This is a genomic window from Methylophilus sp. 3sh_L (assembly GCF_046766015.1).
GTDB lineage: Bacteria > Pseudomonadota > Gammaproteobacteria > Burkholderiales > Methylophilaceae > Methylophilus.
This window is the reverse complement of record NZ_JBKOUF010000005.1, coordinates 89,489-115,991: the sequence shown is the minus strand read 5'-3', so window position 1 is coordinate 115,991 and position 26,503 is coordinate 89,489. Positions and strand designations below refer to the sequence as shown.

The following is a 26,503-nucleotide window of genomic DNA, read 5'->3' as shown; positions in this document are numbered from 1 at the left end:
GACAGTGAGATCAGTAAGGAGTACTTATGCAGAATACATTTGAAGTGGTGAGTGGCCTGATTGCCGCCAAGCTGGAGATAGACCAGAAGACGATTACACCAGAAAGCAAACTGGTTGACCTGGGCCTGGACTCGCTGGATATTTTTGACATTATCTTCCAGGCAGAGGATCAATACGGCATCAAGGTGCCTAACCCTTCCGAAGAGATTGCTACCGTGGATGACGTTGTGCGCATGCTGGACGACTTACTCAAAACCGGGGCCAGTGCATAATGAGCATGCCGCGCCGGGTGGTGATCACGGGGTCGGGCATCGTTTCGCCGCTAGGCAACGATGTGAAGACCTTTCAACAAAACCTGTTGAATGGCGTGTCAGGCATTGGTGCGCTCAAGGCCGAGTTTGCCGAGCAACTCGAAACGCGCATTGCTGCCCAGTGCCAGTTTGAACCCGAACAGCATTTTAGCCGCCAGGAGCTGGCTTTGCTCGACCGGGTCAGCCAGTTTGCCTTGTACAGCGCTGAGCAAGCCTTGCAGCAATCTGGGATTGATTTGGCTGCCTTCAGCCCAGACATGCTCGGTTGCTTTATCGGCACAGGCATGGGCGGCGCGGCTGCCACCGAAGAAGGCTATGCACGCTTGTTCAAGCAGGGCTTGAACCGGCTTAAACCATTTACCGTCCTCATGGCGATGAACAGTGCGGCGGCCTCGCAAATTGCGACCAAATACCAGCTGGCTGGCCCGAATCAAACCATTTCTACTGCGTGTTCTTCTGCGGCGATCGCCATCGGCGAAGCCGCCAAACAGATTGCCTTTGGACGCTGTGAAGCCGCGCTGGCTGGCGGCAGTGAGGCCTTGCTCACCTTTGGCACCATCAAGGCCTGGGAAGCATTACGCACGCTGGCGAAAGAAGACCCGCAAACCGCTTCAGCCTCCTGCAAACCGTTTTCTGCAGACAGAACCGGGTTGGTGCTTGGCGAGGGCGCTGCGGTGGTCGTACTCGAAACTTACGAGCATGCCCGCGCACGCGGCGCGCATATCCTGGCCGAAATCGTTGGTTTTGGCACCTCGAATGACTTTAGCCATATGACCCAGCCTTCGGTCGAGGGGCAGGCATTGGCCATGCAAAAAGCGCTGCAAGATGCTGGCCTCAATCCGGCACAGATTGGCTATATCAACGCACACGGTACCGGTACCCAGCTCAATGACGTGACCGAGACCCGTGCAATCAAGCAAGTGTTTGGCGAGGCCGCAGCGCAGATTCCGGTCAGCTCCACCAAATCCATGCATGGTCATTTAATGGGCGCTGCCGCCGCGGTGGAACTGGTCGCCTCACTGGTTGCGTTGCAGGAAAACACCTTGCCACCCACCATGCATTTAAACCAGCCTGATCCTGAATGTGATTTGAATTATGTGCCCAACCAGGCGCAAACCGTCCCGCGTCTTGAGACTGTCATGAGTAACTCATTTGCATTTGGTGGCACCAGTGGTGTCCTTATTTTGAGAAAGATCTAATCATGCAAACTGCCTTATATATGGATTCCAACCTCAGTGCCGAAACGCCTGTGTTTGATGTCGAAGTGGGCTACAGTGCCGCTAAGTTTCCCGAGGAAACCTGGAAGACGCTGCTCAAGGACGACCTGGAAGGCTATCGCTTGCATCTGGCGTTTGACTCCGCCAATGTACAGGGCTTCAAGACCGGTTACCTGGCGGTCAAGAAAAACCAGGTCATTGTTTGCCTGGCGCCGTTTTTTATCACCGATTACAACCTGGACACGACGGTGCAAGGGCGCCTGAAGCCTTTGTTGCAAAATATCCGTGAGCGCATTCCGTTCCTGATGCGCGTCAAATTACTGTGTGTCGGCTCACCGATCACTGATGCCTGCAAAATGACTTTGCATCCTGACTATCCGTTTGATCCAGCCATGATGCAAGCCCTGAATGCGCAGTTGCAAAAAATCGCTGCCAAGGCAGGGGCTTCAGTGATTGCGTTTAAAGACGTGCTGGCACGTGACCTGCAAAAAATAGGCGCACCGCTCAATGCGCTGGGCTACAGCACACTCAGAAACATGCCGGTCGCCGTTAATCAGATTGCATTCGACTCCATGGAGGCGTATTTCGCCAGCTTGAGTTACGCCACCCGTAAAGACCTGCGCAGAAAACTGAAAAAACGCTCGCAGATTGAAATCCGCGAAGTGCAGGGGATGCCATCCAATCTGGAAGAAATCTACCAGCTGTATCTGGAAACCTATGAGCGCAGCGAATTGAAGTTCGAAAAACTGACCAGCAGCTTTTTTGAGTTTGTGGCAGGCCTGATGCCTGAGCATACCCGCTTTGTGCTGTATTACCTCGACGGTAAGCTGATTGCGTTTAACATGCTGCTGCATAACGGCCACACCCTGATGGATAAATATATAGGCATGCACCAACCGGTGGCCGCTGAGCACAATATTTACTTTTTAAGCTGGATTTATAACATCGAGATGTGCCTGCGCGATGGCATCACTCAATTCCAAAGTGGCCAGGCTTCCTATGAAGTGAAGAAAAGACTGGGTGCCGAGCTTGAAGACACCTATTTGCTGTTTAAACACACCAACCGTTTCCTGAATCAACCGCTGGCCTGCCTGGCAAAATTGCTTGCTTATGAAAACTTTGACCAGCACGTTTAGCCCCAGCGTAGGCTGGTTATTTGCACTGCTTATTTTTTGCGATACCTTTAGCCAGGTCTTGTTCAAAATGGCCTCGCTGGAGGTGGGCGCGGCTTCGCTGGAAAGCTGGCAGAGTTTTTTTGCCTTTGCAGCCTCACTATTGGTACAGCCTGCGCTGGTGGGGGGCGTACTTTTGTTGCTGGTGGCATTTTGCTGCTGGATGCTGCTGATGTCGCGCACTGACCTCTCCAAGGCGCATCTGATCTCAGGCATTGCTTATGCCACGGTGCCCTTAGTCTCAGTCTGTTTGTTTGCCGAGCATCTGAGCATAGCGCAAATTATGGGGATCGGTTTGATCACCCTGGGCGCAACTATTTCCAGCCTGAGCTAAAGCCTGCAAACGTTTGCGGTCGCAGCCCACTCATGCTTCTCTGAGATGATTTGCCCTGTGCATGCAACAGAGACCTATGCAGGTTTACAACAAAAGTATTCCCTTTGTTGCCACCGTCTTTATTGATATTTCTTGAATTTGTAAATAATTTTCAAAATATAGATAATATTTTTATGCTAAGTTAAATTTTTAGCTGTATATTGTATGTGTATAAAATAGATTTTGCAGTAAATATGTTTACGGTAATTGTATATAAAAGTCGTTCAGTCAAGCAGTTGATTAGTGATGAGCTCACTGAGTTGGTGGAGGCTGCCGCACAAAAGAATCAAGAAAATGCGATTTCTGGTGTGTTACTTTATGACGGGGATTACTTCCTGCAATATCTCGAAGGTCCGGATGTTGCGATCAAGCTGTTGTATCAGCTGATCACCTTAGATGACAGGCACCGCAATGTCGTCAAACTCATGGATGACTTTTCTCCCACGCGGCGTTTTGGCGGCTGGTCGATGTATTGTATTGATGTACAACAGATGTATGGTCAAGATATTTATGAATTGTTAGCCGAGGGCGCGACGTTTGAAAGCACCAATAGCCTGCCCAGCCACGACCGTGTGATTAAGCTGATTACCGCGTTTGCCAGTTCACGCTGGAATGATAGTGACCTGCATCCGCCTGTACAGTCATGGCAATTAGAGTCGCGTCCGTCACCTTTTCGTCCGATTCAACTGAATTTAATTCCCCCTGCAGCTTGTCAATTTGCATTTCAACCGATTATTTCACCGCTCACTGGCCTGATTTCTTCAATCGAAGCCCTGATCAGAAGCCCGAGTGGCGGTTCACCGCAATCCTGTTTTGAGGGCTTAAGCCCGGAAGCATTGTATGCGTTTGACCTCGAATCCAAACAGCACGCGCTGGCGCTGGCCTCGCAGATGCAGCTGGGTGCCGTCAAGCTCGCGCTCAATCTGTTACCGATGTCTTTGATCCGCGTTCCCCATGCCGTTGAAAAACTCCTCGGCTACATTGCACAATTTGATTTCAAGCCGCAGCAAATCATTGTCGAAATTACCGAGCAAGAGTCGATTAGCAACTTTGAAGACTTTCAGGCGGCGATCAAAGAGTTACGTTCGGCAGGGATTAGCGTATCCATTGATGATTTTGGCGCCGGGTTTGCCGGGTTGACTTTGCTGTCCAAGTTCCAGCCTGAAAAGCTAAAAGTGGACCGCTTGATTGTGGAAAATATCCATCAGGATGGTCCCAAGCAGGCGATTGTGCGGGCCATGGTCGAGTGTGCCCATGCCTTGGGCATCACCATTGTGGCTGAAGGGGTAGAGACCATGGAGGAATGGTGCTGGTTACAATCTGCCGGCGTCGATTTGTTTCAAGGCTTTTTATTTGCCAAACCCATGCTCAACGGTGTGGCGCCTATCCAGTGGCCGGTTCAGAGTCAATAATTAGACTTAATAGTTAGACTGGGGCTGCACGTAAGCGCCCCCCAGTGCTACCATCAAAGCCACTGAGGCATTCAGCCTGCGCCCGGTGATGGTGAGCAAGTTGCGTTCTGCGCTCAACAGGGTGGACTGTACGTTTACCACGTATTGGTATGAGCTAATGCCCGCGCGATATTGGTTTTCAGTTTGGGTGACCGCTTCCCGCGCAAACTTGACGGCGGTTTCCTGTTCTTTGGCCTCCGCCTCCAGAATGCGCAACAAGGCCAGGTTATCTTCTACCTCGCGCATGCCATTAATCACAGTTTGTTTATAAGTTGCCACGCTGGCGTCGTAGCGGGCGATAGCGGCATTGGTGTTCGATTTGCGCAACTGGTTATCAAAGATTGGCCCAGCCAGCCCAGGGCCAAGTGACCATAGGCGGTTAGGCAGCGAAAGCAGGTTACTCAAGCTATTGCTGCCATAGCCAAACGTCGCCCCTAGCGTCAGTGTCGGGAACAGCGCCGCCCGTGCCACCCCGATCTGCGCATTGGCAGAGGCGACGCGGCGTTCTGCACCTGCGATGTCTGGCCTGCGCTCCAGCAGGCTCGCAGGCAGGCCAGTATTGGCCGCCGGCAGGGATAAATTGGTCACGTCCTTATAAGGTTGTTGGGCAATGGACAGCTCAGCGGGCGATTTGCCGATCAGCACGGCAATGGCATGTTCCAGCTGTGCCCGCGAAGCGGTGATATCAATGGACTGGGCCAGCGTGTTGCGCAATTGCGTTTCGGCCTGGTTGATTTCCGTACGCGAGGCAAGGCCCACGTTATAGCGGTTGGTCGTGAGCTGCAGCGAACGCTGAAAGCTTTTAGCCGTGTTATCCAGTAACAGCTTTTGTGAGTCCAGAATCCTGAGCTGAAAATAAGTTTGCGCCAGCGTCGACTGCACAGAGAGTTTTGCCGCAGCCAAGTCGGCGGCGGTGGCTTCAGCATTGGTTTCCCCAGCAATCACACTGTTGCGGATCCTGCCCCACAAGTCCATCTCCCAGCTGGCATTGAGGCCGACGCTGTAATCACTGCGCACGCCTGTGGTATTGGTGGTTTCCCCGCGGGTGGCACCTGCCTGCCCATTCAGTGCAGGCAATTGGGGGGAGTGGCTGGCGCGGGCCAGTGCTAAGCCTTGCCGGTAATTGGCTTCCGCAATCAGGATGCTGTAGTTAGCTTGATTGGCTTGCGCGAGCAAGGCCGTCAGTTGCGGGTCATTGTAACGCTCCCACCAGGCGGCAGACAGTTCCGGTGAACCGGGCTCAGCCACTTTCCAGCCTGCAGGTGGCGGTTCTTTAAATTGCGCCGGCAATTCCATGCGTGGGCGCACATAGTCTTGCCAGACACTGCATCCTTGTATCATCAGGCCGACCACGGCCACTCCGCACACTTTGACTAAGTTCATACCGTTTGATTATTTAAAGAATTTGAGTTCACGGCGATGCCGAAGCGCTGACCTAGCCAACGCCCGGCATCATCCAGGTAAAGATACACCACTGGGGTAGTAAATAGGGTCAGCAGTTGTCCTACCAGTAGCCCACCGACGATAGAAATACCCAGCGGCTGGCGGATTTCTGCACCATCGCCTACACCGAGCAGCAAGGGCACCGCCCCGAGTACGGCGGCCAGGGTCGTCATTAAAATCGGCCGCAAACGTTGCAGGCAGGCTTGGCTGACGGCTTCCTCGGCAGAGAGGGCGTGTTCGCGCCGCAAATGAATCGCCGCATCAATCATAATGATGGCGTTTTTCATGACAATACCGACCAGCAGCACAATGCCTATCATGGCGATGATGGTCAACTCACTGCCAAACCAGAGCAAGGCCAGTAAGGCGCCGATGCCAGCGGACGGCAAGGTCGACAGAATAGTCAGCGGATGGATCAGGCTTTCATACAGCATGCCCAGCACAATATAGATGGCAATCACGGCGGTGAGAATCAGCCAGGGCTGGCTATTCATCGAGTCTTGAAAGGCTTTTGCTTTCCCCGCAAAAGTACCATGGATGCTTTCCGGCGGGTCCAGCGCAGCAAAGCTGGATTCAATCGCCTGGCTGGCGGCATCCAGCGCATAGCTCTGGGCCAGGTTAAATGAGACGGTGGCCGCAGCAAACTGCCCCTGATGATTCACTGCTAGCGGGGTGTTGACCGGCTGCCAGTGGGCAAAACTGGCTAAGGGAATGCGCTGGTTTTTCAAGCTGGGGAGGTAGATATTCTGCAAAGATTCTGGCCCCTGTGCAAAGCGGGCGGCGACCGTCATCACCACATAATATTGATTAAGCGGCTCGTAAATGGTGGAGACCAGCCGCTGGCCAAAGGCATCATTCAAGGCGCTGTCAATTTGCTGCTGAGTGATGCCCAGGCGTGTAGCGGCATCCCGGTCTACGACCAGGTTGATCTGCAGGCCTTTGTCTTGCGCATCACTGGAGACATCGGTGAGTTGTGGTAATTTTGCCATGGCGTCTTTGAGTTTGGGCGCAAACTGGCGCAAGTCGTCTACGCTACTGGAGAGCAGGGTGTATTGATATTCCGCTGAGCCTGGACGCAGGCCAATATTGAATTCCTGTTGTGGCCGCAAGCGTAATGAGGCGCCGGCAACACGGTCCAACTGCGGGCGCAAGCGGTCCACAATGTCCTGTGCGGAGGCCTGGCGCTCGGCCCTGGGCTTGAGGCGTGCATTGAGCATGCCGGTATTGGATTGGCCGCCGCCAAAGCCGCCCGTATATTCGTAATAGGCTTCAATATCTGGGTCGCGCGCAATGATTTGCATGAATTGAGCGACTTTGTCGCGCATGGCCCAAAAAGACAGGTTTTGGTCGCCTTCAAAGTTACCTTGCAGCCGGCCGGTATCCTGTAACGGGAAAAAGCCTTTGGGCACCATGCTATACAGGTAAGCATTGCTGCCGATTGCCACCAAAAATAGCAATAACACCAGACGGCGGTGATGCAGTCCCCCGCGTAACGCCCGTTGATAAACCGATGCTGGCCAGGACAGCGCGGGTGAATGCTGGCTGGCAGGGGCATCGTTCTCCGGCGTATCTCGCTTGGGCGCATTGGCGGCATGCGGCCGCAATAGTTTGGATGAGAGTACCGGTGTTAAGGTCAGGGATACTAGCAGTGAAATGATGACCGCGCTGGCCAGCGTGATCGAAAACTCGCGGAACATGCGTCCGACCACGCCATCCATAAACAGCAGGGGAATAAAGGCGGCAATCAGCGCCAGGCTCATGGCAATGACGGTAAAGGAGACTTCCTGCACCGCCTTGCGTGCGGCCTGCAAAGGGCTCAGGCCATGCTCAATGTGCCTAGCCGTATTTTCTACCACCACAATGGCATCATCCACCACAAAGCCGGTGGCAATAATCAGCGCCATCAGGGTCAGGTTATTGAGGCTAAACCCGCACAGGTAAATCACCGCCAGCGTGCCTAGTAATGACACCGGAATGGCGATGCTGGGGATGAGTGCGGCCCGCCCGCTTTTTAAAAACACAAATGTCACTACGATCACTAATCCGATCGAAATCAGCAGGCTGTGTTCCACTTCTTCGAGCGACTTGCGCACGATGGTGCTGCGGTCCAGCAGCACCTGCATGCTAATCCCTGGTGGCAACAAGGGTTGCAACCTGGGTAACAGCGCTTTGATGTTGTCGACCGTGGCGACAATATTGGCCCCGGGAATGTTATTCACCGAGATGACCACACCCGGCCGCTGGTTGACGCTACCGGCACTGCGCAGCTCCTGTACTGAATCTTTGACCTCGGCGATGTCGCTTAGCCGCACCGGGGCCGCATTGCGCCAGGCCACAATCAGGTCACGGAAGTCGGCTGCCTGGCGGTCACTGTCGTTGACCTCCAGCTGCCAGCGTTTGCTGGCGCTCTCGATAAATCCTTTGGGTAAATGCGCATTGGCATTGGCAATCGCCGTGCGGATCTGGTCGAGGCTGACGCCATATTGATTCGCGGTGAGCGGATTGACCTCTACCCTGACCGCGCGCAAGGCGCTGCCATTGACGTTGACCTGGCCCACCCCATCCACCTGCGAGATGCGCTGCCCGACCAGGCTGTAGGCGACATCATACAGCTCGGACTGGCTGTAGCGGTCAGAGGTCAGCGCAATATGCATGATCATGGTCGGACCACTCTTGCGCCAGGTCGGATTGCTTTGCATGCCTGCGGGCAGCAAGGGGATGGCGGCATTAATGGCGGCCTGCACATCGCGGGCGGCACTGTCTGCATTGCGGTCCAGGTCAAACTGCAGGCTGACGCGGGTTTGGCCCTTGGTGCTGCTGGAGGTCATCTCGTTGAGGCCCGCAATGTTGCCCAGCGAACGCTCCAGGGGTGAGGCGACCGCAGAGGCCATGGTCTCTGCGCTGGCACCGGGCAGGCGGGCAAATACATCTATGCTGGGCATTTCCACTTGTGGCAACGAGGCAATCGGCAGCGCCACGTAAGCCGCAATGCCGGGTAAGGCAATGGCCAGTGCCAGCAAAGTGGTGGCCACGGGGCGGCGCAAAAACAGGGTGAGCAAGCTCATTGAGTCGCCTCGGTAGGGAGGCCGCTGGTGCGATGACCCGCCTGGGCCAGGCGGTCAAACATCAGGTAGATGACTGGCGTGGTAAACAGGGTGAGCAACTGGCTGAACAGCAAGCCGCCTATCATGGCAATGCCAAGCGGCGCCCGCAACTCAGAGCCAGGGCCGTCGCCCGTCACCAGTGGCACCGCGCTGAGCAGGGCAGCCAGCGTGGTCATCAGGATAGGCCGGAACCTGAGCAGGCAGGCTTCATAAATCGCCTCTTCTGCCGACTTGCCATGGTGGCGCTCGGCCTCCAGCGCAAAATCAATCATCATGATGGCGTTTTTCTGCACAATGCCGATCAGCAGGATAATACCAATGATGGCAATCACGCTCAGCGGGTGCCCAGTCAGCATCAGCGCCAGCAAGGCACCGACGCCTGCGGAAGGCAGGGTAGACAAAATGGTCAGCGGATGGATATAGCTCTCATACAAAATCCCCAGCACGATATACATGGTGAGGATGGCGGCCAGCATTAAAAATAACTCATTGCCGAGCGCGGCATTAAACGCCGCGGCTGCGCCCTGAAAACGGCTGATGATGGTGGCCGGGAACTGCATGCGCTGTTTGACTGCTTCAATGGCCGTGACCGCATCCCCCAGCGCATAGCCGTCTGCGAGGTTAAAGCCAATGGCCACTGAGGGCAGCTGGTCTTCCCGGTTGACGACCAGCGCGGCTGGTTGCTCGCTGATGCGGGCAATGCTGGCCAGTGGCACCTGGCGCCCGGTGTTGCTGGTGATGTAGACCTGATCCAGCGCTTGCAAGCCCGATTGCGATGACGGTTGTGATTCAAGAATCACCCGGTACTGGTTGGCCTGGGTAAAAATAGTGCTAATCATGCGCTGGCCAAAGGCGCTATACAGTGCATTATCCACATCCGCCATGGTGATCCCCAGCCGCCCGGCACTGTCGCGGTCTACCATCACGGCGGCCCGCAGGCCGTCGCTGTGCAGGTTATGGTTGACGGTGGTCAGTTGCGGCAGCTTGCGTAGCGCTTGCACAAAACCCGGCAACACCGATTGCAAGGTTTGCGGGTCGGTACTGGTTAACAGGTATTGATATTGGGTTTGGCTGACGCGGTCAGACAGCGTCAGGTCTTGCACCGGCTGCATAAACAGCTTGAGCGGGGCGCTATCTAAGCGAGATTGCAAGCGCAGAATGACCTCACTGGCGGTGGCCTGGCGTTGCGGGTAGGGCTTTAGATTGATCAGCAAGCGGCCGCTGTTGTGCGTGGTGTTGACCCCATCCACCCCCACCACCGAAGAAATACTTTCTACATCGGCATCCTGCAAAATCGCATCTACTACAGCTTGCTGCTTGCGGCTGATGACACTGAAGGCATCTGACCCGTTTGCTTCGGTAATCACCTGGATAAAGCCGGTATCCTGTGTTGGGAACAAGCCTTTGGGGATCGTGATGACCAGCGTCACCGTCACCACCACAGAGGCCGCCGCAATCAGCAATACTAGCGGCTGGTGGTGCAAGGCAACCCGCAGGCCGTTGCCATAGTGGGCGATGATGCGATCTATGAAGCCGCTGCGGGAGGCGGTTGGCGTTTTGACCGGTTTGAGCAAGCGCGCGCACAGCATGGGCGTCAGTGTCAGTGAAACCACCGCCGAGATCAGGATGGCGACCGCCAGCGTGACGGCAAACTCGCGGAACAAGCGGCCAATCACGTCACCCATAAACAGCAAAGGGATCAGCACCGCAATTAGCGAAAAGGTCAGCGAGATAATGGTAAAACCGATCTGGCGGGCGCCCTTGATGGCGGCATTCATCGGGGTCTCGCCTTCTTCGATGTGGCGGGCGATATTTTCAATCATGACGATGGCATCATCGACCACAAAGCCGGTGGCAATGGTCAGCGCCATCAAGGTGAGGTTGTTGATGCTAAAGCCTGCCGCATACATGATGCTAAACGTCCCCACCAGCGACAGGGGGACGGTCAGGCTGGGGATGACGGTCCCGGCGGCCGTGCGCAAAAACAGGAAAATCACCATCACCACCAGTGCAATCGCCAGCATCAACTCAAATTGCACATCCTCAAGCGCACTGCGGATGGTATGCGTACGGTTGGTCAGTTCACTGACCTGCACATCGGCGGGCAGGCCAGCGGTCAAGCCGGGCAGGCGCTCACGAATCTGCTCGACCACTTCAATCACATTCGCACCGGGCTGACGGCGGATATTCACCAGAATGGCCGGCGTTTGGTTGGCCCAGGCAGAGACGTACAAGTCTTCTGGTGCTTCTTTCACCTCAGCCACATCGCGTAAGCGCACGGGCCGGTCAGCGGTGTTGGAGATAATCAGGTTGCGGTACTCCTCTGCTGACCGCAACTGGCTGTTCGCATCCAGTTCATAGGCCAGCAAGGGACCGTCAATATTGCCCTTGGCCTGGTTAGAGTTGGCGCTGTCTATCACGGTGCGTAGCGTATTCATGCCCAGCCCGTAAGCCGCCAGGACGGCCTGGTTCACCTGAATGCGGATCGCCGGTTTTTGCCCGCCATCCACACTGACCAGGCCCACGCCATTCACCTGCGCAATTTTTTGCGCCATGCGGGTGTCTACCAGGTCGCGTAATTTGGGCAATGGCAGGCTGTGCGAAGTCACCGCCAGCGTCAGCACCGGGGCATCGGCCGGATTGACCTTGTTATAGATAGGGGGAGAAGGTAAATCTGCGGGCAAAAAAGTACTGGCTGCATTCATGGCCGCTTGCACAGACTGGACGGCGACATCAAGGCTGTTTTTTAGGCTGAACTGCAAGGTGATGACGGATACGCCGCCCGAACTGGCGGAAGACATATGCGCCAGGCCTGCCATGGAGCCAAACTGGCGCTCCAGCGGTGAGGTCACATTCATCGCCATCACCTCGGCGCTGGCACCGGGGTAAAGCGTGACCACCTGGATCACCGGGTAATCCACTTGCGGCAAGGCCGACTTGGGCAACAAGGTATACGCCAGCAGGCCCGCCAGCAGAATGGCGGCCATCAATAACGAGGTCGCCACCGGTCTTAAAATAAACAGCCTTGAAGGGTTCATCATGATCGCACGTGCAGTTTATGCCCCAGCTGCTGCGCTGCGTCTGTGTTTGCGGCCTTGCCCGTCCGCCTGGCCATTTGCATCACCGTTTGTATGATCCCCAGCCCCGCTGTCGCCCGCCTGCTCAGCCGGGTCAACCGCATGGTTAGGGTCCTTGACCCGTACTTTGGCATCTTGTTTGAGCTTATCAATGCCGCTGCTCACGACGCGGTCACCCGGCTGCAAGCCCTTGGTAATGGCGGCAATTTCTGCATCGCTATGGCCCACGGTTACCGCTTGCAACACCACTTTTTCACCTTTGCTATCGGCCACAATTTTATACACGAAAGCGCCCTCCGGCCCTTGCTGCAAGGCGTTCAGCGGAATCACACTGGCATGTGGAATCGTCTCGCTAAACAATTTCACATTTACAAACTGGTTAGGAAACAGGTGGTCATCTTCATTGGTGAAGGCCGCCTTCAACTTGAGGGTGCCCGAGGTGGTATCAATCTGGTTATCAATGCTCTCCAGCACGCCAGTCGCCAAGCGGCGCGTATTGCCCTTATCCCAGGCCTCCACCTTGAGCTTGTGCAAGCCTGCGTTTGACTGGCTTTGGGCAACTACGCGTGTAATCCGGTCTTCCGGCAAGGTAAACACCACATGAATGGGATGAATTGCATTGATGACCGCAATCGGGGTGGTGGTGTCTATGTTGTTGCCGCTATCCACCTGGCGTAAACCAATGCGGCCACTAATCGGCGCCGTGATGTTGGTAAAGCTCAATTGTAGTTTGGCATTTTCTACCGATGCTTTGTCGCCTTGCACTGTGCCCTGGTATTGCTGCACCAGCGAGGCTTGCGAATCCACCTGCTGCGAGGCAATCGAGTCTTGCGCTTGCAGGGTTTTATAGCGTTCCAAATCAATCTGGCTATTTTTCAGCAAGGCCTGGTCACGGGCTGCCTGTCCCTGAATTTGTCCTAGCGCAGTTTCAAACGGGCGCGGGTCAATCTTGGCCAATAACTGCCCCTGCTTGACTAACTGACCTTCCTGGAAAGCGACCTGAATCAATTGGCCGGCCACGCGGCTGGTCACCGTCACCACCGCAGATGGAATCACCGTGCCCAATGCCGTATGGGTGACCGGAATATCGGCAACGGTCACCGTCGCCGCGGTCACCGGTGTGGGTTTATCTCCGCCCGGGCCATGGTGGCCATGTCCATGCCGCCCGCCCGCTGGCGCCTCGGCCTGGGGCGTTGCAGCCGCCTGGTCTGCGCGCGGATGTTTCCAGAACCAGATTGCCAACCCCACGACTATCAGTCCTATTGCAGTGTTCAGTAGCGCTTTTTTATTAGACATACCCGACTCAATATGTTTGCTCAATGTTAAAAAGACAAATCTTTGTGAAAATACAACCCTCTGCCCATGCGGTCCATCATCCCCCCGCGACTTGCATTTTATCGCGCCCGTCGTCTGATTCTGGGTTTCCAGAAAAAGAAAATTCCAAATCACAAACGGGAAGTGTTTTTGATGGAGGTGGGCCCAAGCCTGAGCGCTATCTACCGGGCCTGCCCAGTATCACCGCATTGAATGCTGCATTGGCTAGGCAGTTAATCTAACAATAGGTGCGATGATTGTGCAAAAGTTTTTGTCACGAAATGTATCAACAGCCAAGCTCAATCTTGACCGCATCCTCGCTTAGGCCTCAAAACAGACTTAAGAAAACGACTTAGGAAAACATAGATACAAGACGAAATAGCAGTATTACCTTTGCACAGTTCTATCAATGCTTATTTAAGGCGGGGGCTGGGCATCCTGAATAGACACGGCTAACCCTTGTTGGAATATCCCTACACTGCTATAGTCGAAACTATGAAATTCATGCGCTTAATGATCATGCTGTTGATCCTGATACTGGCCACGACGCCAGTGCTGGCCTCGGCTTGCTCTGTGGCTTGCGCCATGAATCATTCGCGCGCGGCGCAGCAAGCGCAAATGGCGATGGCATCCATGGATGCGGGTCATTGCGAACACATGCATTCCTCACAAACCAAGCATGATTCCAGCCAGGATGAGCAGCCTGCGCAGCACAACCATTGTTCCCTGGCGGGCTGTCATTTTTCAACGGCGGCCACCACTGTGTTGGGCAATCCATACTTTATGGTCAATGGGCCCGATCAGCAGCCTTTGCATTTCAGTTCTTTTGCCCGTTCCGCAGCCCTCCCTCCACCGATAAAACCTCCGGCCTGATTTGAGATTCAGGGGGCTAGTCACGCCCCTCGTTTGTCATTTTGAGTATTTCAGGAGTGTTTTATGAAAATCCTACCGCTAGGCGTGCGCCTGCTTTGCAGCTGGCTGCTCTTTTTTGCCTATCCCTTACATGCCGAGCATCTGATGCAGGCAGGCAGCTTTGCCACCAATCGCCTTTCTTTGGCTGAGGCGATTGAGCTATCGATTCAAAGGCAGCCTTTACTGCAGTCACTGGACGAGGCCGCAAAGGCATCACGGAGTGCTGCCATTGCAGAAGCCCAGTTGCCGGACCCCAAAGTCAAGCTTGGCATTATTAACCTGCCGGCAACCAGACAGGACGCGTTTCATGTTGACCGGGAACCGATGACCATGACCAGTATCGGCCTGGAACAGGAAATGGTGCCGCAGGCCAAGCGTGAAGCCGCCGCGCACTACTTGAATGCCGAGGCCAGGCAATATGAAACCGAGCAGTTGGTGAGCCAGCGCAGCATACAAAAAGCGGTCGCGATCGCCTGGCTGGAGACCTACGCCGCCCAGCGTAAATCTGCGCTTTACCAGCAAATCATCGACACCATGCAGGCAGAGCGCAAGGTCGCGCTTGGCGCTGCCAGTGCCGGTGGCAACCCGTTGAGTGACGTTTTAAAACTGGATGCACAACTCGCTGCTGCCAGGGACAAATCCCTCATGGCGCAACTGGAAGAAAGAAAAGCCCGCGCCGGATTGGCCCGCTGGCTGGGCGAAGACGCCAAACGGCCACTCAGTGATGAGATGCAGCTATACACCCCCCAACGCCGAGCATGGGCCGCAGTCAGTCCGCGCGCGGAACTCGAAGACAACCCGCAGTTGATGAATGCACGCCAGCAAGAGGCGGTGGCGGTCTCAGACCTGGACCGCGCGCAATTGGGCAGGCTTTCTAACTGGAGCTGGGAGGTAGGCTATGGCAAACGGTTTGCCGGCCAGAGCGATATGGTGACGTTTCAAGTGGCGTTTGATTTGCAGACGGATAGGGCGCATCGCCAGGATCAGCGCACGGCAGAAAAACAATTATTGCTCGAACGGGCACGCAAGCTGACTGAAGACCGCCACCGTGAGCTTTCCGCCGCCCTGGAAGCGGCGCGGGCTGAGTGGGAGATTGCCGAGGCGCGGGAACAAGAGCATCAGCAACGGCTGATTCCCGCCGCGGATGCGAGGCTCAAACTGCTGGAGGCGGCTTACCGAGCGGGCAGACCCAACCTGGCAGAAGTATGGCAGGCAAAACGCGATGTGCTGGAAGTACAGATTGAGCACCTGAACATTCTGGTTGAGCGCCAGCGTGCAGCAATCAATATTGCCTTCCTGCTCAATGATGAACATTTTTTTACGGCACAATCTGCTACCGGGAGCCGGCCATGAAACGCGCACATGTGATCTCACTCATCCTGTTATTTGGATTGGCCAATATCGCCGCCTGGCTATGGTGGTGGCAGACGCACGCTGCTACGCCGACTTCAGGGGCGGAACACGCTGAACACGTCATCAACGGTGTCGTACAGGACGATAGCGGTAAAACGGTGGCTTACTGGTACGACCCGATGGTACCCACGCAAAAATTTAACAAGCCAGGCAAATCGCCCTTTATGGATATGCAACTGGAACCGAAATACGTGGAAGCGGATGCGGGAGAGGCCGGGCTGAGGGAAAATAGTGTCGCGATTCCCGCACAAATCCAGCAAAACCTGGGCATACGCTTGGCCACTGCCAGCCGCATGCCATTTGGGGAAGCCTTGTCGGCGGTGGGCCGGATAGAGCCTAACCAGCGTGGCTACTATGTTGTGCAAACCCGTGTGCCTGGTTTTGTTGAGCGTTTAAGCGTGCGGGCCGTGGGTGACAAAGTGGCTAAAGGACAGAAACTGGCCGAGGTCTATGCCCCTGAGTTATTGGCTGCGCAACAGGAGTACCTGGCCTTGCTGGGCGACCAGCCCGCGGCTGATAGTCCCCTGGGCGGCGAGCATGCCTTTAATACGCGCGACCTGGCACAAGCGGCCCGTCACCGCTTGAAACTGCTAGGGATGAGTGAGGGCGAGATTGCCGCGATCACGCAGGTCGGCCGCGCCAGTGCACGCTTCAGCATTTACGCCCCGGCGTCCGGCATGGTGACAGAGCTGGGGTTGCGCGAAGGTGCGCAACTCATGCCAGGTAACAGCCTGATGCAAATTACCGATTTTTCCAATGTTTGGCTCATGGCAGAAATCCCTGAACGCGATGCGGGACGCATACAGTTGGGGAGTGAGGCCGACATACAGCTGCAAAGCCTGCCGGGTGAGCGCCTCACTGGCAAAGTAAGCTATGTTTATCCAGTGCTGGAGAGTACTTCGCGCACGATGCAGGTCCGCATTGAATTGCCGAACAAAGCTGGCAATCTGCGCCCGGGGATGTTTGCCAATGTCCTGCTGGCCGGTGCCCAGCATGCGGCCATCGCCGTCCCCAGTGAGGCTGTCATCGTCACAGGGGTCCGTAAAGTGGTCATCGTCAAACTGCCTGGCGGCTTTAAACCGGTAGAAGTCACCACTGGCGAAGAGCATGCAGGGAACACCGAGATACTGTCCGGCCTGACTGAAGGAGAACAGGTAGTCGCTTCTGGCCAATTCCTGATCGACTCAGAAGCTTCGCTTTCTGGCGTGTTGGCTAAGCTCTCGCAGAGCGCGCTGCCAGACGAAACCCAAATGACGGTCGAGACGGCGGGGCACAAGGCCATGTCTGCCGAAAAAATGCCGCAAGGGCGCGGCAAAGTCACCGCGATTGATCGCAAAAACGGGCAGGTCACCTTGGCACATGAACCGATTGCAGACCTCGGCTGGCCAGCGATGACCATGGCATTCGAGGTCAAAGAGTCGAAGCAGCTGGATAGGCTCAAACCGGGCGACGAAGTCAGTTTCGACTTACGGTCAAACCCGGCAACCGAGGCCTATGAGATCGTGGAAATCCACAAGCAGCCTCGTGCGGTGAAAGGCAAGGTGTAGCCATGCATTCCTCTCCACATCTCCCTTTAAACCAAGGGCTGATTGCCCGGCTGATTCAAGCCTCAGCTGCCAATCCGCTCATGGTCCTCCTGCTCACGCTGATGGTGGCGGCATGGGGAATTTTTGCCATGTTGCGCACACCGCTGGATGCCATTCCTGACCTGTCTGACACACAAGTGATTATCCGCACCCCTTGGCCCGGCCAGGCGCCGCAGATTGTCGAAAACCAGATCACTTATCCGCTGACGACCACCATGCTTTCTGTCCCTGGGGTTAAAACGGTCCGTGGCTATTCTTTTTTTGGCGATTCTTTTGTCTACATCCTGTTTAATGATGGCACCGACCAATATTGGGCGAGGTCACGCGTACTGGAGTACCTGAGCCAGATTTCCGCGCGGTTGCCCAAGGGGGCTGCGCCCAGTCTGGGGCCAGATGCCACTGGCGTCGGCTGGGTGTATGAATACGCCCTGGTCGATAAAAGCGGCCAGCACGACCTGGGGGAGCTACGCGCCTTGCAGGACTGGTTCCTCAAATTTGAATTAAAGACCATCCCCGGTGTGGCCGAGGTGGCGACCTTGGGTGGCCAGGTGCGGCAGTATCAGATACAGGTGGACCCAGACAAATTACGCAATTACCGCATCCCGCTCGCAAACGTCACTGCCGCCATTCAAAAAGCCAATCAGGATGCGGGCGGTGCCGTGATAGAACTGGGCGAGGCGGAATACATGATACGTGCGCACGGTTACCTGGAAACGCTGCAAGACTTTAAAGCGATTCCTATCAGTGTCTCGCCCACCGGCACGCCTATTTTGCTGGCAGACATTGCGCGTGTGCAGCTAGGCCCGGAGTTGCGCCGTGGGATTGCCGAGTTGAATGGAGAGGGGGAAGTCACTGGCGGAGTCATCGTAGTACGCGCTGGTCAAAATGCGCTACAGGTCATCGATGCCGTGAAGCTGAAACTGGAAGCGCTGAAAAAGAGCCTGCCTGCCGGGGTGGAAGTGGTCACTACTTACGACCGGTCACAGTTGATCAAACGGGCGGTGGACAACCTCAGCCATAAACTGATTGAAGAATTTGCGGTGGTGACACTGGTCTGCCTGGTGTTTTTATGGCATTTGCGCTCAGCCATGGTGGCTATCGTGGCGCTGCCACTCGGTATCCTGATCAGTTTTATTGTCATGGATTATCAAGGCATCAATGCCAACATCATGTCGCTGGGGGGCATTGCCATTGCCATTGGGGCGATGGTGGATGCGGCCATTGTGATGATAGAAAACGCCCACCGTAAACTGGAAGCGTTTAGACAGGAACAAGGTGAGCCAGATCCGCGGCAACGCGCAGAAGTCATTATTGCAGCGGCTTGCGAAGTGGGCCCTGCCTTGTTTTTCTCATTGCTGATCATTACCCTGTCCTTTATTCCAGTGTTTACGCTGGAGGCCCAGGAAGGCAAACTATTCGCGCCGCTGGCCTATACCAAAACCTATGCCATGGCGGCAGCGGCTGGACTCTCGGTGACGCTGATCCCGGTGTTAATGACATTTTTCATTCGCGGCCACATCCGGGCAGAAGCCGACAATCCATTGAACCGCTGGCTGATCGCAATTTATAGGCCCCTGCTTGCACGAGTCCTCAAGTATCCTGTGCTGGTGCTCGGCGTCGCTGTGATAGTTATCGTCATGACGCTGATCCCGCTTGGCAAATTGGGCAGCGAATTCATGCCGCCTCTGGATGAAGGCGACCTGCTTTACATGCCCACCGCCTTGCCAGGATTGTCTGCTGCCAAGGCCGCCGAGATTCTGCAACTCACCGACCGCCTGATCAAAGCCGTGCCTGAGGTGAAATCGGTATTTGGCAAATCTGGCCGGGCAGAAACCGCCACCGACCCGGCGCCGCTGGAGATGCTGGAAACCACCATACAGTTCAAGCCGCGCTCAGAATGGCGGCCAGGTATGACCACAGATAAGCTGATAAAGGAGCTGGATAGCCGGCTGAAAATCCCCGGCATGGCCAACGTCTGGGTACAGCCAATACGCAACCGTATCGACATGTTATCCACCGGGATTAAAAGTCCGGTTGGCATCAAAATCAGCGGCCCCGACCTGGCGACCCTGGAAAAATTGGGCCAGGAGGTCGAGCGCATCATGAAAACTGTCCCCGGTGTTGGCTCGGTGATTGCCGAACGCGCGACTGGCGGACGCTACCTGGATGTGCGCATAGACCGGCTGAAAGCGGCGCGCTATGGCCTGAATATAGACGATGTGAACCGCTTGGTTTCCAGCGCCATTGGTGGCGATAATATAGGCGAGAAGATTGAGGGTTTGGCGCGCTTCCCCATCAACCTGCGGTTCCCGAGAGAGTTACGCGACTCTGCCGAGAAGCTCAAGGCACTGCCGATGGTGACGGAGTCAGGGGCCACGGTGCCGCTGGGGGCCATTGCCGAAGTGACCTATACCAATGGCCCGCCCATGATCAAAAGCGAAAATGCCCGTCCCAATGTCTGGGTCTATGTCGATCTGCAGAATAGAGACCTCGGTGGGTTTGTCAATGAAGCCAAGGCCACGCTGGATAAACAGCTACAACTACCGGCGGGCTACTCGCTCAACTGGTCCGGGCAGTTTGAGTACTTTGAACGTGCCGCCAAACGCCTGAGCTATGTGGTGCCCATGACCATAGGCATTATCTTTATCTTGCTGTTTATGGCATTTAAACGCATGGGACCGGCTTTGCTGATTTTAACCAGTCTGCCCTTTGCGCTGGTGGGGGCCATCTGGTTTCTCTATCTGCTCGGCTACCATTTCTCGATTGCCACCGGCGTCGGCATGATTGCGTTGGCGGGCCTGGCTGCCGAGTTTGGCATCATCATGATTGTCTACCTGGACGAAGCGGTGGCGCGTTACCGGCAACAAGGCAGACTGAATACTGCGCAAGACTGGCAGGATGCCATCATTGAAGGGGCTGCCTTGCGGGTCCGTCCCAAGGCGATGACCGTGGCCGTGATCCTGGCGGGCCTGATCCCCATCTTGATTGGCGGTGGGACTGGCTCTGAGGCCATGAGCCGCATTGCTGCCCCCATGATAGGTGGCATGCTGACTGCGCCGTTACTGTCACTGTTTGTGTTGCCTGCGGCCTATTTGCTGTTGAGAACCAAGTCTTTGCGGTAAGTCACTCTTCGATGGCGTTTGTGTAGGGCGTGCCCATTTAAGGCACGCCGTATTGAATACTCTTTCGTTCGGCGGGCTGCAAGCGAGTCCGCCCTACGCGAACTTTTTTACAAAGGGAGAGAAGACTGTAGCGGGTGACCAGGGGCAGCGCCTGCCACTACCTGTACAGTTTCGCCTATATGTAACATCCCACCGCGCAGAATGCGGGCCGTGACCCCGCCATGACCACGCATGGCGTTGTACCCACCTGTGCCGAGTACCTGCTCCATCCGGGAGCAGGGCTCACAAGGGCCGGTCACCTCCAGCAGCACTTCGCCGATCAATAGATGCATGGGCTGATCTTTAAACAGCGATTTAGCCGCCAGCAGGTTGAGCCCGGAGACAATCAGGTTACGCCTCAGCACTGCCGGGTCTACCTGCGCCCGACCGCTGAGTGCCGCAATCACCGGTAAATGCTCGGCTTGCAGCAAGGTTACTTGCCGTTTGCTGCCATTGGCTTGTGATGACGCGCGCAAGCTGGCTCTATCCCCTTGCAATCCGCGGCTGGCAATCGCCAGGGTTTGATCTGCTGACAAGCAAGGATGGCCACGGTCAGGACGCAGGTAAATGGCTTCTAGTCGCCCAGGTTGGCTAAAGTGCTGCGTCAATTGACGCAAACTGGAAGTTTGCATGGCTAATCAGGGGATTCAAAAATAGCGGCGATTGATGGGGAGTTGTTTTGGGCCTATTCAGTCCACAACCCGCATTCTGCCGCTTAAGCGGTTGATGGGGTCATGCTGTTGGCCTCAGCACGGGCATGATTAGCTTGGCTCAAGCTTGACCGGTGGTGCCAAACTCCACCGGCGTTTTAATGTATGAGAGGGTGATATTCTCAGACTCAATCAGAGCAAACAGTTTTGTGGTTTCTTCTTCCGTGGCTGTGATGACGATTTCCTGCGGTTGGTCGCCCAGTTCAAAAAAATGCCCGGCATGAATTTTCTTATCCCTGCCAAAACCCTCACTGGCGGCAAAGATGGTTGCCCCGCGTATTCCCAACTCTCGCGCCGCCAGCATTAACCATTCACTTAACATGGTGTTGCCATGTTTCTTGTCGAGCCGAGTAAAAAAAGTGATTTGAAAACCTCTCATAATTGCTCCTTAAGACCGTGATAACTGAAAGGAAATAAAGCCGAGGAAAGTCAGTGATACCGATCCCAGCGTATGGATCAATGTGGTTCTTAACGCCCAGAGCATCTGGCTGTTTTGCAGGTGGGTGAACACCTCGGCCGAAAATGTGGAGAAGGTCGTCAGCCCGCCACAAAAACCGGTGATGATCAATAAACGGGCTTCTGGCGAAACTTGAGGGACCTGCGAAAAATACGCCATCGCAAAGCCAATAATATACGCGCCGATCAAATTGGCCGACAGCGTGCCCAGCGGCAAGTCCGGTAACAGACTGTTGAGTTTAAGGCCGAGCTGCCAGCGGAGTAACGCCCCTAGCGATGCCCCCATGCTGATGGCGATAACTGATTTCCACATGCTTTTTACCGTAGATGAAACAATGAATATAACAAGAAAAATAAAGCCTATCCAGTAGCATTGTATTTCTCAGGTAAGGGGTATAGTATTCGGAATAGACAGACCTGTCTTGCATTGATTCTTTTTTAAACATGACAGTATGTAATCGTGCGCTTGGAGTGAAATATGAATGATGTTGCAGATGTAGTCCAAACCTTTCATGGCGGTTGTCCGCATGATTGTCCCGATACTTGCGCCATGCAGTTTCATGTCAAAAACGGCGAGCTGGTTTCGGTATCAGGAAACCCTGATCATCCGATGACGCGAGGCGGGTTATGCGTCAAATTAAAAGATTACGAAAAGCGCCATTATCACCCCAACCGTTTGCTGTATCCCATGAAGCGGGTAGGGCCCAAAGGAACCAACCAGTTTGAGCGCATCACCTGGGATGAAGCCCTGGATACCATTGTGGATCGATGGCAAGCATTGATTAAAGAAGATGGTCCACGCGCCATATTGCCTGTGAGTTATTTAGGTAATCAGGGATTGGTGCATGGCCTCAACGGCGGTGATGCCTTTTTCAACCGGCTGGGCGCCACCGTTTGTGAAAGAACCTTTTGTGGTGAAGGGTCTTGCACGGCCTGGTTACTCACGGTCGGGCCGACCGCAGGTGTGGACCCAGAAAGTTTTATCCATGCCAATTTTATCGTCATCTGGGCCTGTAACTCTGTCTCCACCAATCTGCATCACTGGCACATTATTAAAGACGCCCAAAAAAGAGGGGCCAAAGTCGTGGTGGTGGATTCGTTCGCCTCCAAAACCGCAAAAGAAGCCGATTGGCATATTGCCCCCAAACCTGGCACCGATGGCGCGCTGGCGATGGCGATGATGCACGTGATCATTGCAGAAGACTTGGTCGACCATGACTATGTTGAGAAATATACCGTCGGTTATGCCGAGCTGGCGGAAAGAGCTAAACCCTGCACGCCGGAATGGGCGGCTGACATCACAGGCATCCCCGCCGACCAGATTCGGTTGTTTGCCCGCGAATATGCGACCACGCCGCCAGCCGCCATCCGCATTGGCGTCGCGCTGGAACGCAGTTATGGCGGCAGTCAGGCCATTCGCGCCGTGACCTCTTTACCCGCCCTCATTGGTGCCTGGCGTCATGTCGGCGGCGGTGCGCTGCAATTCCCGGTCTGGGAGCATCCTTACAAGTTTGATGTGATTTGCAGGCCGGACCTCATTCCCGAAGGCACGCCCGTCGTCAACATCCTGCAATTAGGCCGGGCGCTGCTTGGCGAAACGCCGTTAGAAGTGCCGATTCAATCTGTCATGGTGTGGAATACCAACCCGGTGACCCAATCGCCTGAAACTGACAAGGTCATCGAAGGCCTCAAGCGCGAAGACCTGTTTACCATCGTTGCTGACCATTTCATCTCTGATACCGCCTCTTATGCAGATATTGTCTTGCCCGCCGCCATGGGTGCAGAGCAGGAAGACATGATCTTATCCTGGGGCCATTTATACCTCACCTACAACACCAAATGTATAGACCCACCTGGAGAAGCCTTACCCAATAATGAAATATTCCGCCGCTTGGCCCAGCGTTTGGGCTTCGAAGAAGATAATTTCAAATGGAGTGACAGCGAATGTCTTGAAAACTATGTAGACTGGAGTTCACCCGCTTGCAAAGGCATAGACCTTAACTACATGCGTGAGCACGGGTTTGCAAGACTGAATGTCGGTACAAAAGACGACCGCGCCCCGCATCGTGAGGGCAATTTCCCCACCCCGACCGGTAAATGTATGTTCATGGTTGAAGGCGCCAAGAATTTTGTCGCCGGCCCTTTCAGGCAGATGTATGACGGTTTTCAACCGGACGAAGATTTAGACCCATTGCCGGCCTATGTGCCCAGTCGGGAAGCGCCTGATACCAACGCAGCGCTGGCGGCCAGGTTTCCATTAAACATCATCTCCCCAAAAAGCCATGGCTTTATCAATTCCTCTTACGCGAATATGGAATCCAAAATTCGTGTGCAAGGCGAGCAATACCTCATGATTAACCCGGTAGATGCACTCGCACGCGATGTGCAGGATGGCATGATGGTCAAAACCTATAACGAAAGAGGCGCTTTTGAAGCGGTCGCCCGTGTCACTACTGATGTGAATCCTGGCATCGTCGTCGCCACCTTGGGCTATTGGCGCCAACTCAACAAAGGGACGGTGAACTGTATCAGTTCTGCCGAGTATGGTGACATGGGCCACTCAAATACGTTTAGCGATAATCTGGTAGAGGTAGAGCTTGTGTGAGTTTTCTCTTTGCAAGCCAAGCATCAAGCTTAATTAGGAGGGGCGATTTTCACGCAATGCATGCTCAATAAAATGCTGCATCCCAGGGGTCACCTGTTTTTGATGATGCAATAGTAAGCTAAATCTTCGATGTAAGCCGCTGAACTTGGTATTAAGCTGCGCAAGCTTTCCAGAGGTGAGCATATCGGATACCACTAATCGTGAGAGACAGGCAATGCCTAAACCTTCTGCAGCACTATGTTTGATAGCTTCATGATCACTGAATTCTAACGTACTCCTCATATGCGAAATATCTGGTGACAATGCCTGTTCAAGGGCTTCACGGGTTCCTGATCCAGGTTCGCGCAGTAGCCAATTGGCATCGGCTAGCTGCTCTGTTGGAATGATGCGGTTATCGTATTGGCGTACCAATGGATGATCAGACGAAGCTACCAACAGTAGCTCATCTTTTAACCACGGTTTCACAGTGATATTAGGGTGATGGCAAGCGCCTTCGACTAACCCTATATCCACCTCAAAGTTTGCAACTTTATGGATAATGTCAGCTGTATTGGCAACTGCTATCTGTAAAGGTGGTAATGCATCGCTCAGGCTAAGGCCTTGTTGCCGCCAATAGGCGGAAAGCAGGCGGGGCAAAAGATAGTTGCCAATCGTTAAGCTTGCTCCAACAATTAAGGTGCTAGGCGCATTGTCGCTAGCATATAACTTTTCGAGATTTTCGGCTCGGTCTACTAAAGCAAGCGCGTGAGGCATCATGGCTCTGCCATGATCATTGAGCTGCAGGCGCCTTCCCACCCGGTCAAACAACTGCGTATTCACAATCTTCTCCAATTCGGCAATGGAGGCACTAATGGCTGATTGTGAGAGGGCTATTTCTTCTCCCGCAGCCGTGGTTGAGCCGCACTTCGCAATTGAAATGAATATTTGCAATTGTCTTAATGTGATACGCATATCAAGAAGCCCAAATTCAAATTACCAGTTTAATCGATAGATATTATAAAAATAATCTGTTTTTATTGTAAGTCGTTCTCTTGTAAATTACCCATCGTCTTCATACCCTACTAAGGATTGACATGGGCCAAAAGCTGAACTTTCAGATTGTTTTACCTGGGGTGGCACTCAGCCTTGCCATTGCAAGTGTTGCATTGGTGCTAAGTGATACAAGCTTGTTGAAGTTACATGTATTTAGCCCACTGACACTGGCGATTTTGATTGGAATTGGTTTGGGTAACACGATTCACCCAAAAATCGCCCAGGTATGCGCCTCAGGTGTTACGTTTTCACGGCAATGGTTGTTGCAGTTAGGCATTATCCTGTACGGCTTTCGACTGACTTTTTCAGACATTGCAAATGTGGGATTGCAAGGAGTGCTGATCGATGCGCTAGTGCTGACAAGCACCTTCGCATTAGCGTGGATTGCGGGACATAAACTTTTAAGACTGAATTCCCATACGGTGGTTTTAATTGGTGCGGGAAGTGCAATTTGCGGTGCTGCTGCGGTCATGGCGACAGAACCGATTGTACGTGGACGCGCTGAACACGTCTCTGTTGCCGTCTCTACGGTCCTCATCTTTGGCACGCTTGCAATGTTCATTTATCCGGCCTTGTACACCCTTAACCAAACGTGGCATTGGTTGCCCGCAAGTCATCAAGCATTCGGGTTATTTACCGGCTCGACCATACATGAGGTTGCGCAGGTCGTTGCAACAGGAGAAACGCTGGGAGACACAATTGCCGATACCGCAGTCATTACGAAAATGGTGCGCGTCATGATGCTAGCGCCTTTTCTTATGTTGCTTTCGGTCTACCTGGCCAACCGTCAACCAACAAAAACCGAGTGTGCGAATCAAGATAAGCCATTAAAGCAGGATAAGAAAAAAACTAAAGTGACCATTCCATGGTTTGCAGTCATTTTTATCTTGGTTGCAGGCTTAAATTCGCTTGCCCTCTTGCCGAGTGACTGGGTAAGGCAAGCGAATGAATTGGATACATTGCTGCTAACTATGGCGATGGCTGCGCTGGGGTTGTGTACACATTTATCTGCACTTAAACAGGCGGGTGTCAAACCTATTTTACTCGGCGGGCTTTTATTTGCCTGGCTCATTGTTGGTGGCACGGTCATCAACTACTGCGTAATGACTTTACTTGCATAAGCTTGCTCCCTCTTAGGCTTATTTTTTTGAGGAATTGAATAGGGA

19 protein-coding genes are annotated in these 26,503 nt (G+C 54.3%); 11 read left to right on the top strand and 8 right to left on the bottom strand.

The window, feature by feature from the left end:
- The first annotated feature begins 26 nt into the window (after positions 1–26).
- The 5 genes from ACIDF8_RS11000 (at position 27) to ACIDF8_RS10980 (ending at position 4,485) form a co-directional block, all read left to right on the top strand.
- Positions 27–272 (top strand): phosphopantetheine-binding protein, encoded by a 246-nt coding sequence (locus tag ACIDF8_RS11000; RefSeq protein WP_412010659.1) that lies wholly within the window; start codon positions 27–29, stop codon positions 270–272.
- Positions 272–1,510 (top strand): beta-ketoacyl-[acyl-carrier-protein] synthase family protein, encoded by a 1,239-nt coding sequence (locus ACIDF8_RS10995; RefSeq protein WP_412010658.1) that lies wholly within the window; start codon positions 272–274, stop codon positions 1,508–1,510. Before ACIDF8_RS11000 ends, ACIDF8_RS10995 begins: the two co-directional genes overlap by 1 nt.
- Positions 1,511–1,512: 2 nt before the next feature.
- On the top strand, positions 1,513–2,664 hold the full coding sequence (locus ACIDF8_RS10990; protein ID WP_412010657.1) for a GNAT family N-acetyltransferase: 1,152 nt from the start codon (positions 1,513–1,515) through the stop codon (positions 2,662–2,664).
- Positions 2,639–3,034, top strand: coding sequence for a hypothetical protein (locus ACIDF8_RS10985; RefSeq protein ID WP_412010656.1), 396 nt, complete (start codon positions 2,639–2,641; stop codon positions 3,032–3,034). Before ACIDF8_RS10990 ends, ACIDF8_RS10985 begins: the two co-directional genes overlap by 26 nt.
- Before the next feature lie 233 nt (positions 3,035–3,267).
- A complete protein-coding gene (locus tag ACIDF8_RS10980; RefSeq protein ID WP_412010655.1) occupies positions 3,268–4,485 on the top strand; it encodes a diguanylate phosphodiesterase in 1,218 nt (405 codons plus the stop codon).
- Between the two features lie 6 nt (positions 4,486–4,491).
- Here ACIDF8_RS10980 and ACIDF8_RS10975 read toward each other — a convergent pair whose 3' ends face one another.
- From ACIDF8_RS10975 to ACIDF8_RS10960, 4 genes are read right to left on the bottom strand one after another with little or no spacing between them, the layout of a single operon-like run.
- Positions 4,492–5,907: an efflux transporter outer membrane subunit gene (locus ACIDF8_RS10975; protein ID WP_412010654.1), complete on the bottom strand. Its 1,416-nt coding sequence runs from the start codon at positions 5,905–5,907 to the stop codon at positions 4,492–4,494.
- Entirely contained in the window at positions 5,904–9,032 is a 3,129-nt protein-coding gene (locus tag ACIDF8_RS10970) for an efflux RND transporter permease subunit (RefSeq protein ID WP_412010653.1), read from the bottom strand. Before ACIDF8_RS10970 ends, ACIDF8_RS10975 begins: the two co-directional genes overlap by 4 nt.
- Entirely contained in the window at positions 9,029–12,112 is a 3,084-nt protein-coding gene (locus ACIDF8_RS10965; RefSeq protein ID WP_412010652.1) for an efflux RND transporter permease subunit, read from the bottom strand. The genes ACIDF8_RS10970 and ACIDF8_RS10965 overlap by 4 nt, the downstream gene beginning before the upstream one ends.
- A gap of 15 nt (positions 12,113–12,127) precedes the next feature.
- Positions 12,128–13,444, bottom strand: a complete 1,317-nt coding sequence (locus tag ACIDF8_RS10960) for an MdtA/MuxA family multidrug efflux RND transporter periplasmic adaptor subunit (RefSeq protein ID WP_412010651.1) — start codon at positions 13,442–13,444, stop codon at positions 12,128–12,130.
- A gap of 522 nt (positions 13,445–13,966) precedes the next feature.
- On the opposite strand from ACIDF8_RS10960, the gene ACIDF8_RS10955 reads away from it, so the two are divergent.
- The 4 genes from ACIDF8_RS10955 to ACIDF8_RS10940 all read left to right on the top strand — a co-directional run bounded on the left by ACIDF8_RS10955 (position 13,967) and on the right by ACIDF8_RS10940 (position 20,495).
- Positions 13,967–14,335, top strand: coding sequence for a hypothetical protein (locus ACIDF8_RS10955; protein ID WP_412010650.1), 369 nt, complete (start codon positions 13,967–13,969; stop codon positions 14,333–14,335).
- 63 nt (positions 14,336–14,398) lie between these two features.
- Positions 14,399–15,727, top strand: a complete 1,329-nt coding sequence (locus tag ACIDF8_RS10950) for a TolC family protein (RefSeq protein ID WP_412010649.1) — start codon at positions 14,399–14,401, stop codon at positions 15,725–15,727.
- Positions 15,724–17,334 carry an efflux RND transporter periplasmic adaptor subunit gene (locus ACIDF8_RS10945; protein WP_412010648.1) on the top strand — a complete coding sequence of 537 codons (1,611 nt, stop codon included), beginning with the start codon at positions 15,724–15,726 and terminating at the stop codon, positions 17,332–17,334. The genes ACIDF8_RS10950 and ACIDF8_RS10945 overlap by 4 nt, the downstream gene beginning before the upstream one ends.
- 38 nt (positions 17,335–17,372) lie before the next feature.
- Positions 17,373–20,495, top strand: a complete 3,123-nt coding sequence (locus ACIDF8_RS10940) for an efflux RND transporter permease subunit (RefSeq protein ID WP_412010727.1) — start codon at positions 17,373–17,375, stop codon at positions 20,493–20,495.
- A gap of 107 nt (positions 20,496–20,602) precedes the next feature.
- On the opposite strand, the gene ACIDF8_RS10935 is transcribed toward ACIDF8_RS10940, so the two are convergent.
- The 3 genes from ACIDF8_RS10935 to crcB all read right to left on the bottom strand — a co-directional run bounded on the left by ACIDF8_RS10935 (position 20,603) and on the right by crcB (position 22,013).
- Positions 20,603–21,166, bottom strand: a complete 564-nt coding sequence (locus tag ACIDF8_RS10935) for an MOSC domain-containing protein (RefSeq protein WP_412010647.1) — start codon at positions 21,164–21,166, stop codon at positions 20,603–20,605.
- A 139-nt stretch (positions 21,167–21,305) separates the two neighbouring features.
- On the bottom strand, positions 21,306–21,623 hold the full coding sequence (locus ACIDF8_RS10930) for a DUF190 domain-containing protein (RefSeq protein ID WP_412010646.1): 318 nt from the start codon (positions 21,621–21,623) through the stop codon (positions 21,306–21,308).
- A gap of 9 nt (positions 21,624–21,632) precedes the next feature.
- Entirely contained in the window at positions 21,633–22,013 is a 381-nt protein-coding gene (gene crcB / locus ACIDF8_RS10925; RefSeq protein ID WP_412010645.1) for a fluoride efflux transporter CrcB, read from the bottom strand.
- Between the two features lie 165 nt (positions 22,014–22,178).
- Between crcB and ACIDF8_RS10920 the strand changes: the two genes are divergently transcribed.
- Positions 22,179–24,305: a molybdopterin-containing oxidoreductase family protein gene (locus tag ACIDF8_RS10920; RefSeq protein ID WP_412010644.1), complete on the top strand. Its 2,127-nt coding sequence runs from the start codon at positions 22,179–22,181 to the stop codon at positions 24,303–24,305.
- Between the two features lie 33 nt (positions 24,306–24,338).
- Here the strand turns inward: ACIDF8_RS10920 and ACIDF8_RS10915 are convergent, their stop codons facing one another.
- Positions 24,339–25,256, bottom strand: coding sequence for a LysR family transcriptional regulator (locus tag ACIDF8_RS10915; protein ID WP_412010643.1), 918 nt, complete (start codon positions 25,254–25,256; stop codon positions 24,339–24,341).
- A 122-nt stretch (positions 25,257–25,378) separates the two neighbouring features.
- Between ACIDF8_RS10915 and ACIDF8_RS10910 the strand changes: the two genes are divergently transcribed.
- Positions 25,379–26,458 carry a YeiH family protein gene (locus tag ACIDF8_RS10910; RefSeq protein ID WP_412010642.1) on the top strand — a complete coding sequence of 360 codons (1,080 nt, stop codon included), beginning with the start codon at positions 25,379–25,381 and terminating at the stop codon, positions 26,456–26,458.
- Positions 26,459–26,503: the final 45 nt, after the last annotated feature.

Coding starts and splice junctions, on each gene's coding strand:
- ACIDF8_RS10985 (WP_412010656.1), top strand. CDS start 2,639: ATGAAAACTTTGACCAGCACGTTTAGCCCCAGCGTAGGCTGGTTATTT.
- ACIDF8_RS10950 (WP_412010649.1), top strand. CDS start 14,399: ATGAAAATCCTACCGCTAGGCGTGCGCCTGCTTTGCAGCTGGCTGCTC.
- ACIDF8_RS10990 (WP_412010657.1), top strand. CDS start 1,513: ATGCAAACTGCCTTATATATGGATTCCAACCTCAGTGCCGAAACGCCT.
- ACIDF8_RS10910 (WP_412010642.1), top strand. CDS start 25,379: ATGGGCCAAAAGCTGAACTTTCAGATTGTTTTACCTGGGGTGGCACTC.
- ACIDF8_RS10930 (WP_412010646.1), bottom strand. CDS start 21,623: ATGAGAGGTTTTCAAATCACTTTTTTTACTCGGCTCGACAAGAAACAT.
- ACIDF8_RS10980 (WP_412010655.1), top strand. CDS start 3,268: ATGTTTACGGTAATTGTATATAAAAGTCGTTCAGTCAAGCAGTTGATT.
- ACIDF8_RS10945 (WP_412010648.1), top strand. CDS start 15,724: ATGAAACGCGCACATGTGATCTCACTCATCCTGTTATTTGGATTGGCC.
- ACIDF8_RS10965 (WP_412010652.1), bottom strand. CDS start 12,112: ATGATGAACCCTTCAAGGCTGTTTATTTTAAGACCGGTGGCGACCTCG.
- ACIDF8_RS10975 (WP_412010654.1), bottom strand. CDS start 5,907: ATGAACTTAGTCAAAGTGTGCGGAGTGGCCGTGGTCGGCCTGATGATA.
- ACIDF8_RS10915 (WP_412010643.1), bottom strand. CDS start 25,256: ATGCGTATCACATTAAGACAATTGCAAATATTCATTTCAATTGCGAAG.
- ACIDF8_RS10995 (WP_412010658.1), top strand. CDS start 272: ATGAGCATGCCGCGCCGGGTGGTGATCACGGGGTCGGGCATCGTTTCG.
- ACIDF8_RS11000 (WP_412010659.1), top strand. CDS start 27: ATGCAGAATACATTTGAAGTGGTGAGTGGCCTGATTGCCGCCAAGCTG.
- ACIDF8_RS10970 (WP_412010653.1), bottom strand. CDS start 9,032: ATGAGCTTGCTCACCCTGTTTTTGCGCCGCCCCGTGGCCACCACTTTG.
- ACIDF8_RS10960 (WP_412010651.1), bottom strand. CDS start 13,444: ATGTCTAATAAAAAAGCGCTACTGAACACTGCAATAGGACTGATAGTC.
- ACIDF8_RS10955 (WP_412010650.1), top strand. CDS start 13,967: ATGCGCTTAATGATCATGCTGTTGATCCTGATACTGGCCACGACGCCA.
- ACIDF8_RS10920 (WP_412010644.1), top strand. CDS start 22,179: ATGAATGATGTTGCAGATGTAGTCCAAACCTTTCATGGCGGTTGTCCG.
- crcB (WP_412010645.1), bottom strand. CDS start 22,013: ATGTGGAAATCAGTTATCGCCATCAGCATGGGGGCATCGCTAGGGGCG.
- ACIDF8_RS10935 (WP_412010647.1), bottom strand. CDS start 21,166: ATGCAAACTTCCAGTTTGCGTCAATTGACGCAGCACTTTAGCCAACCT.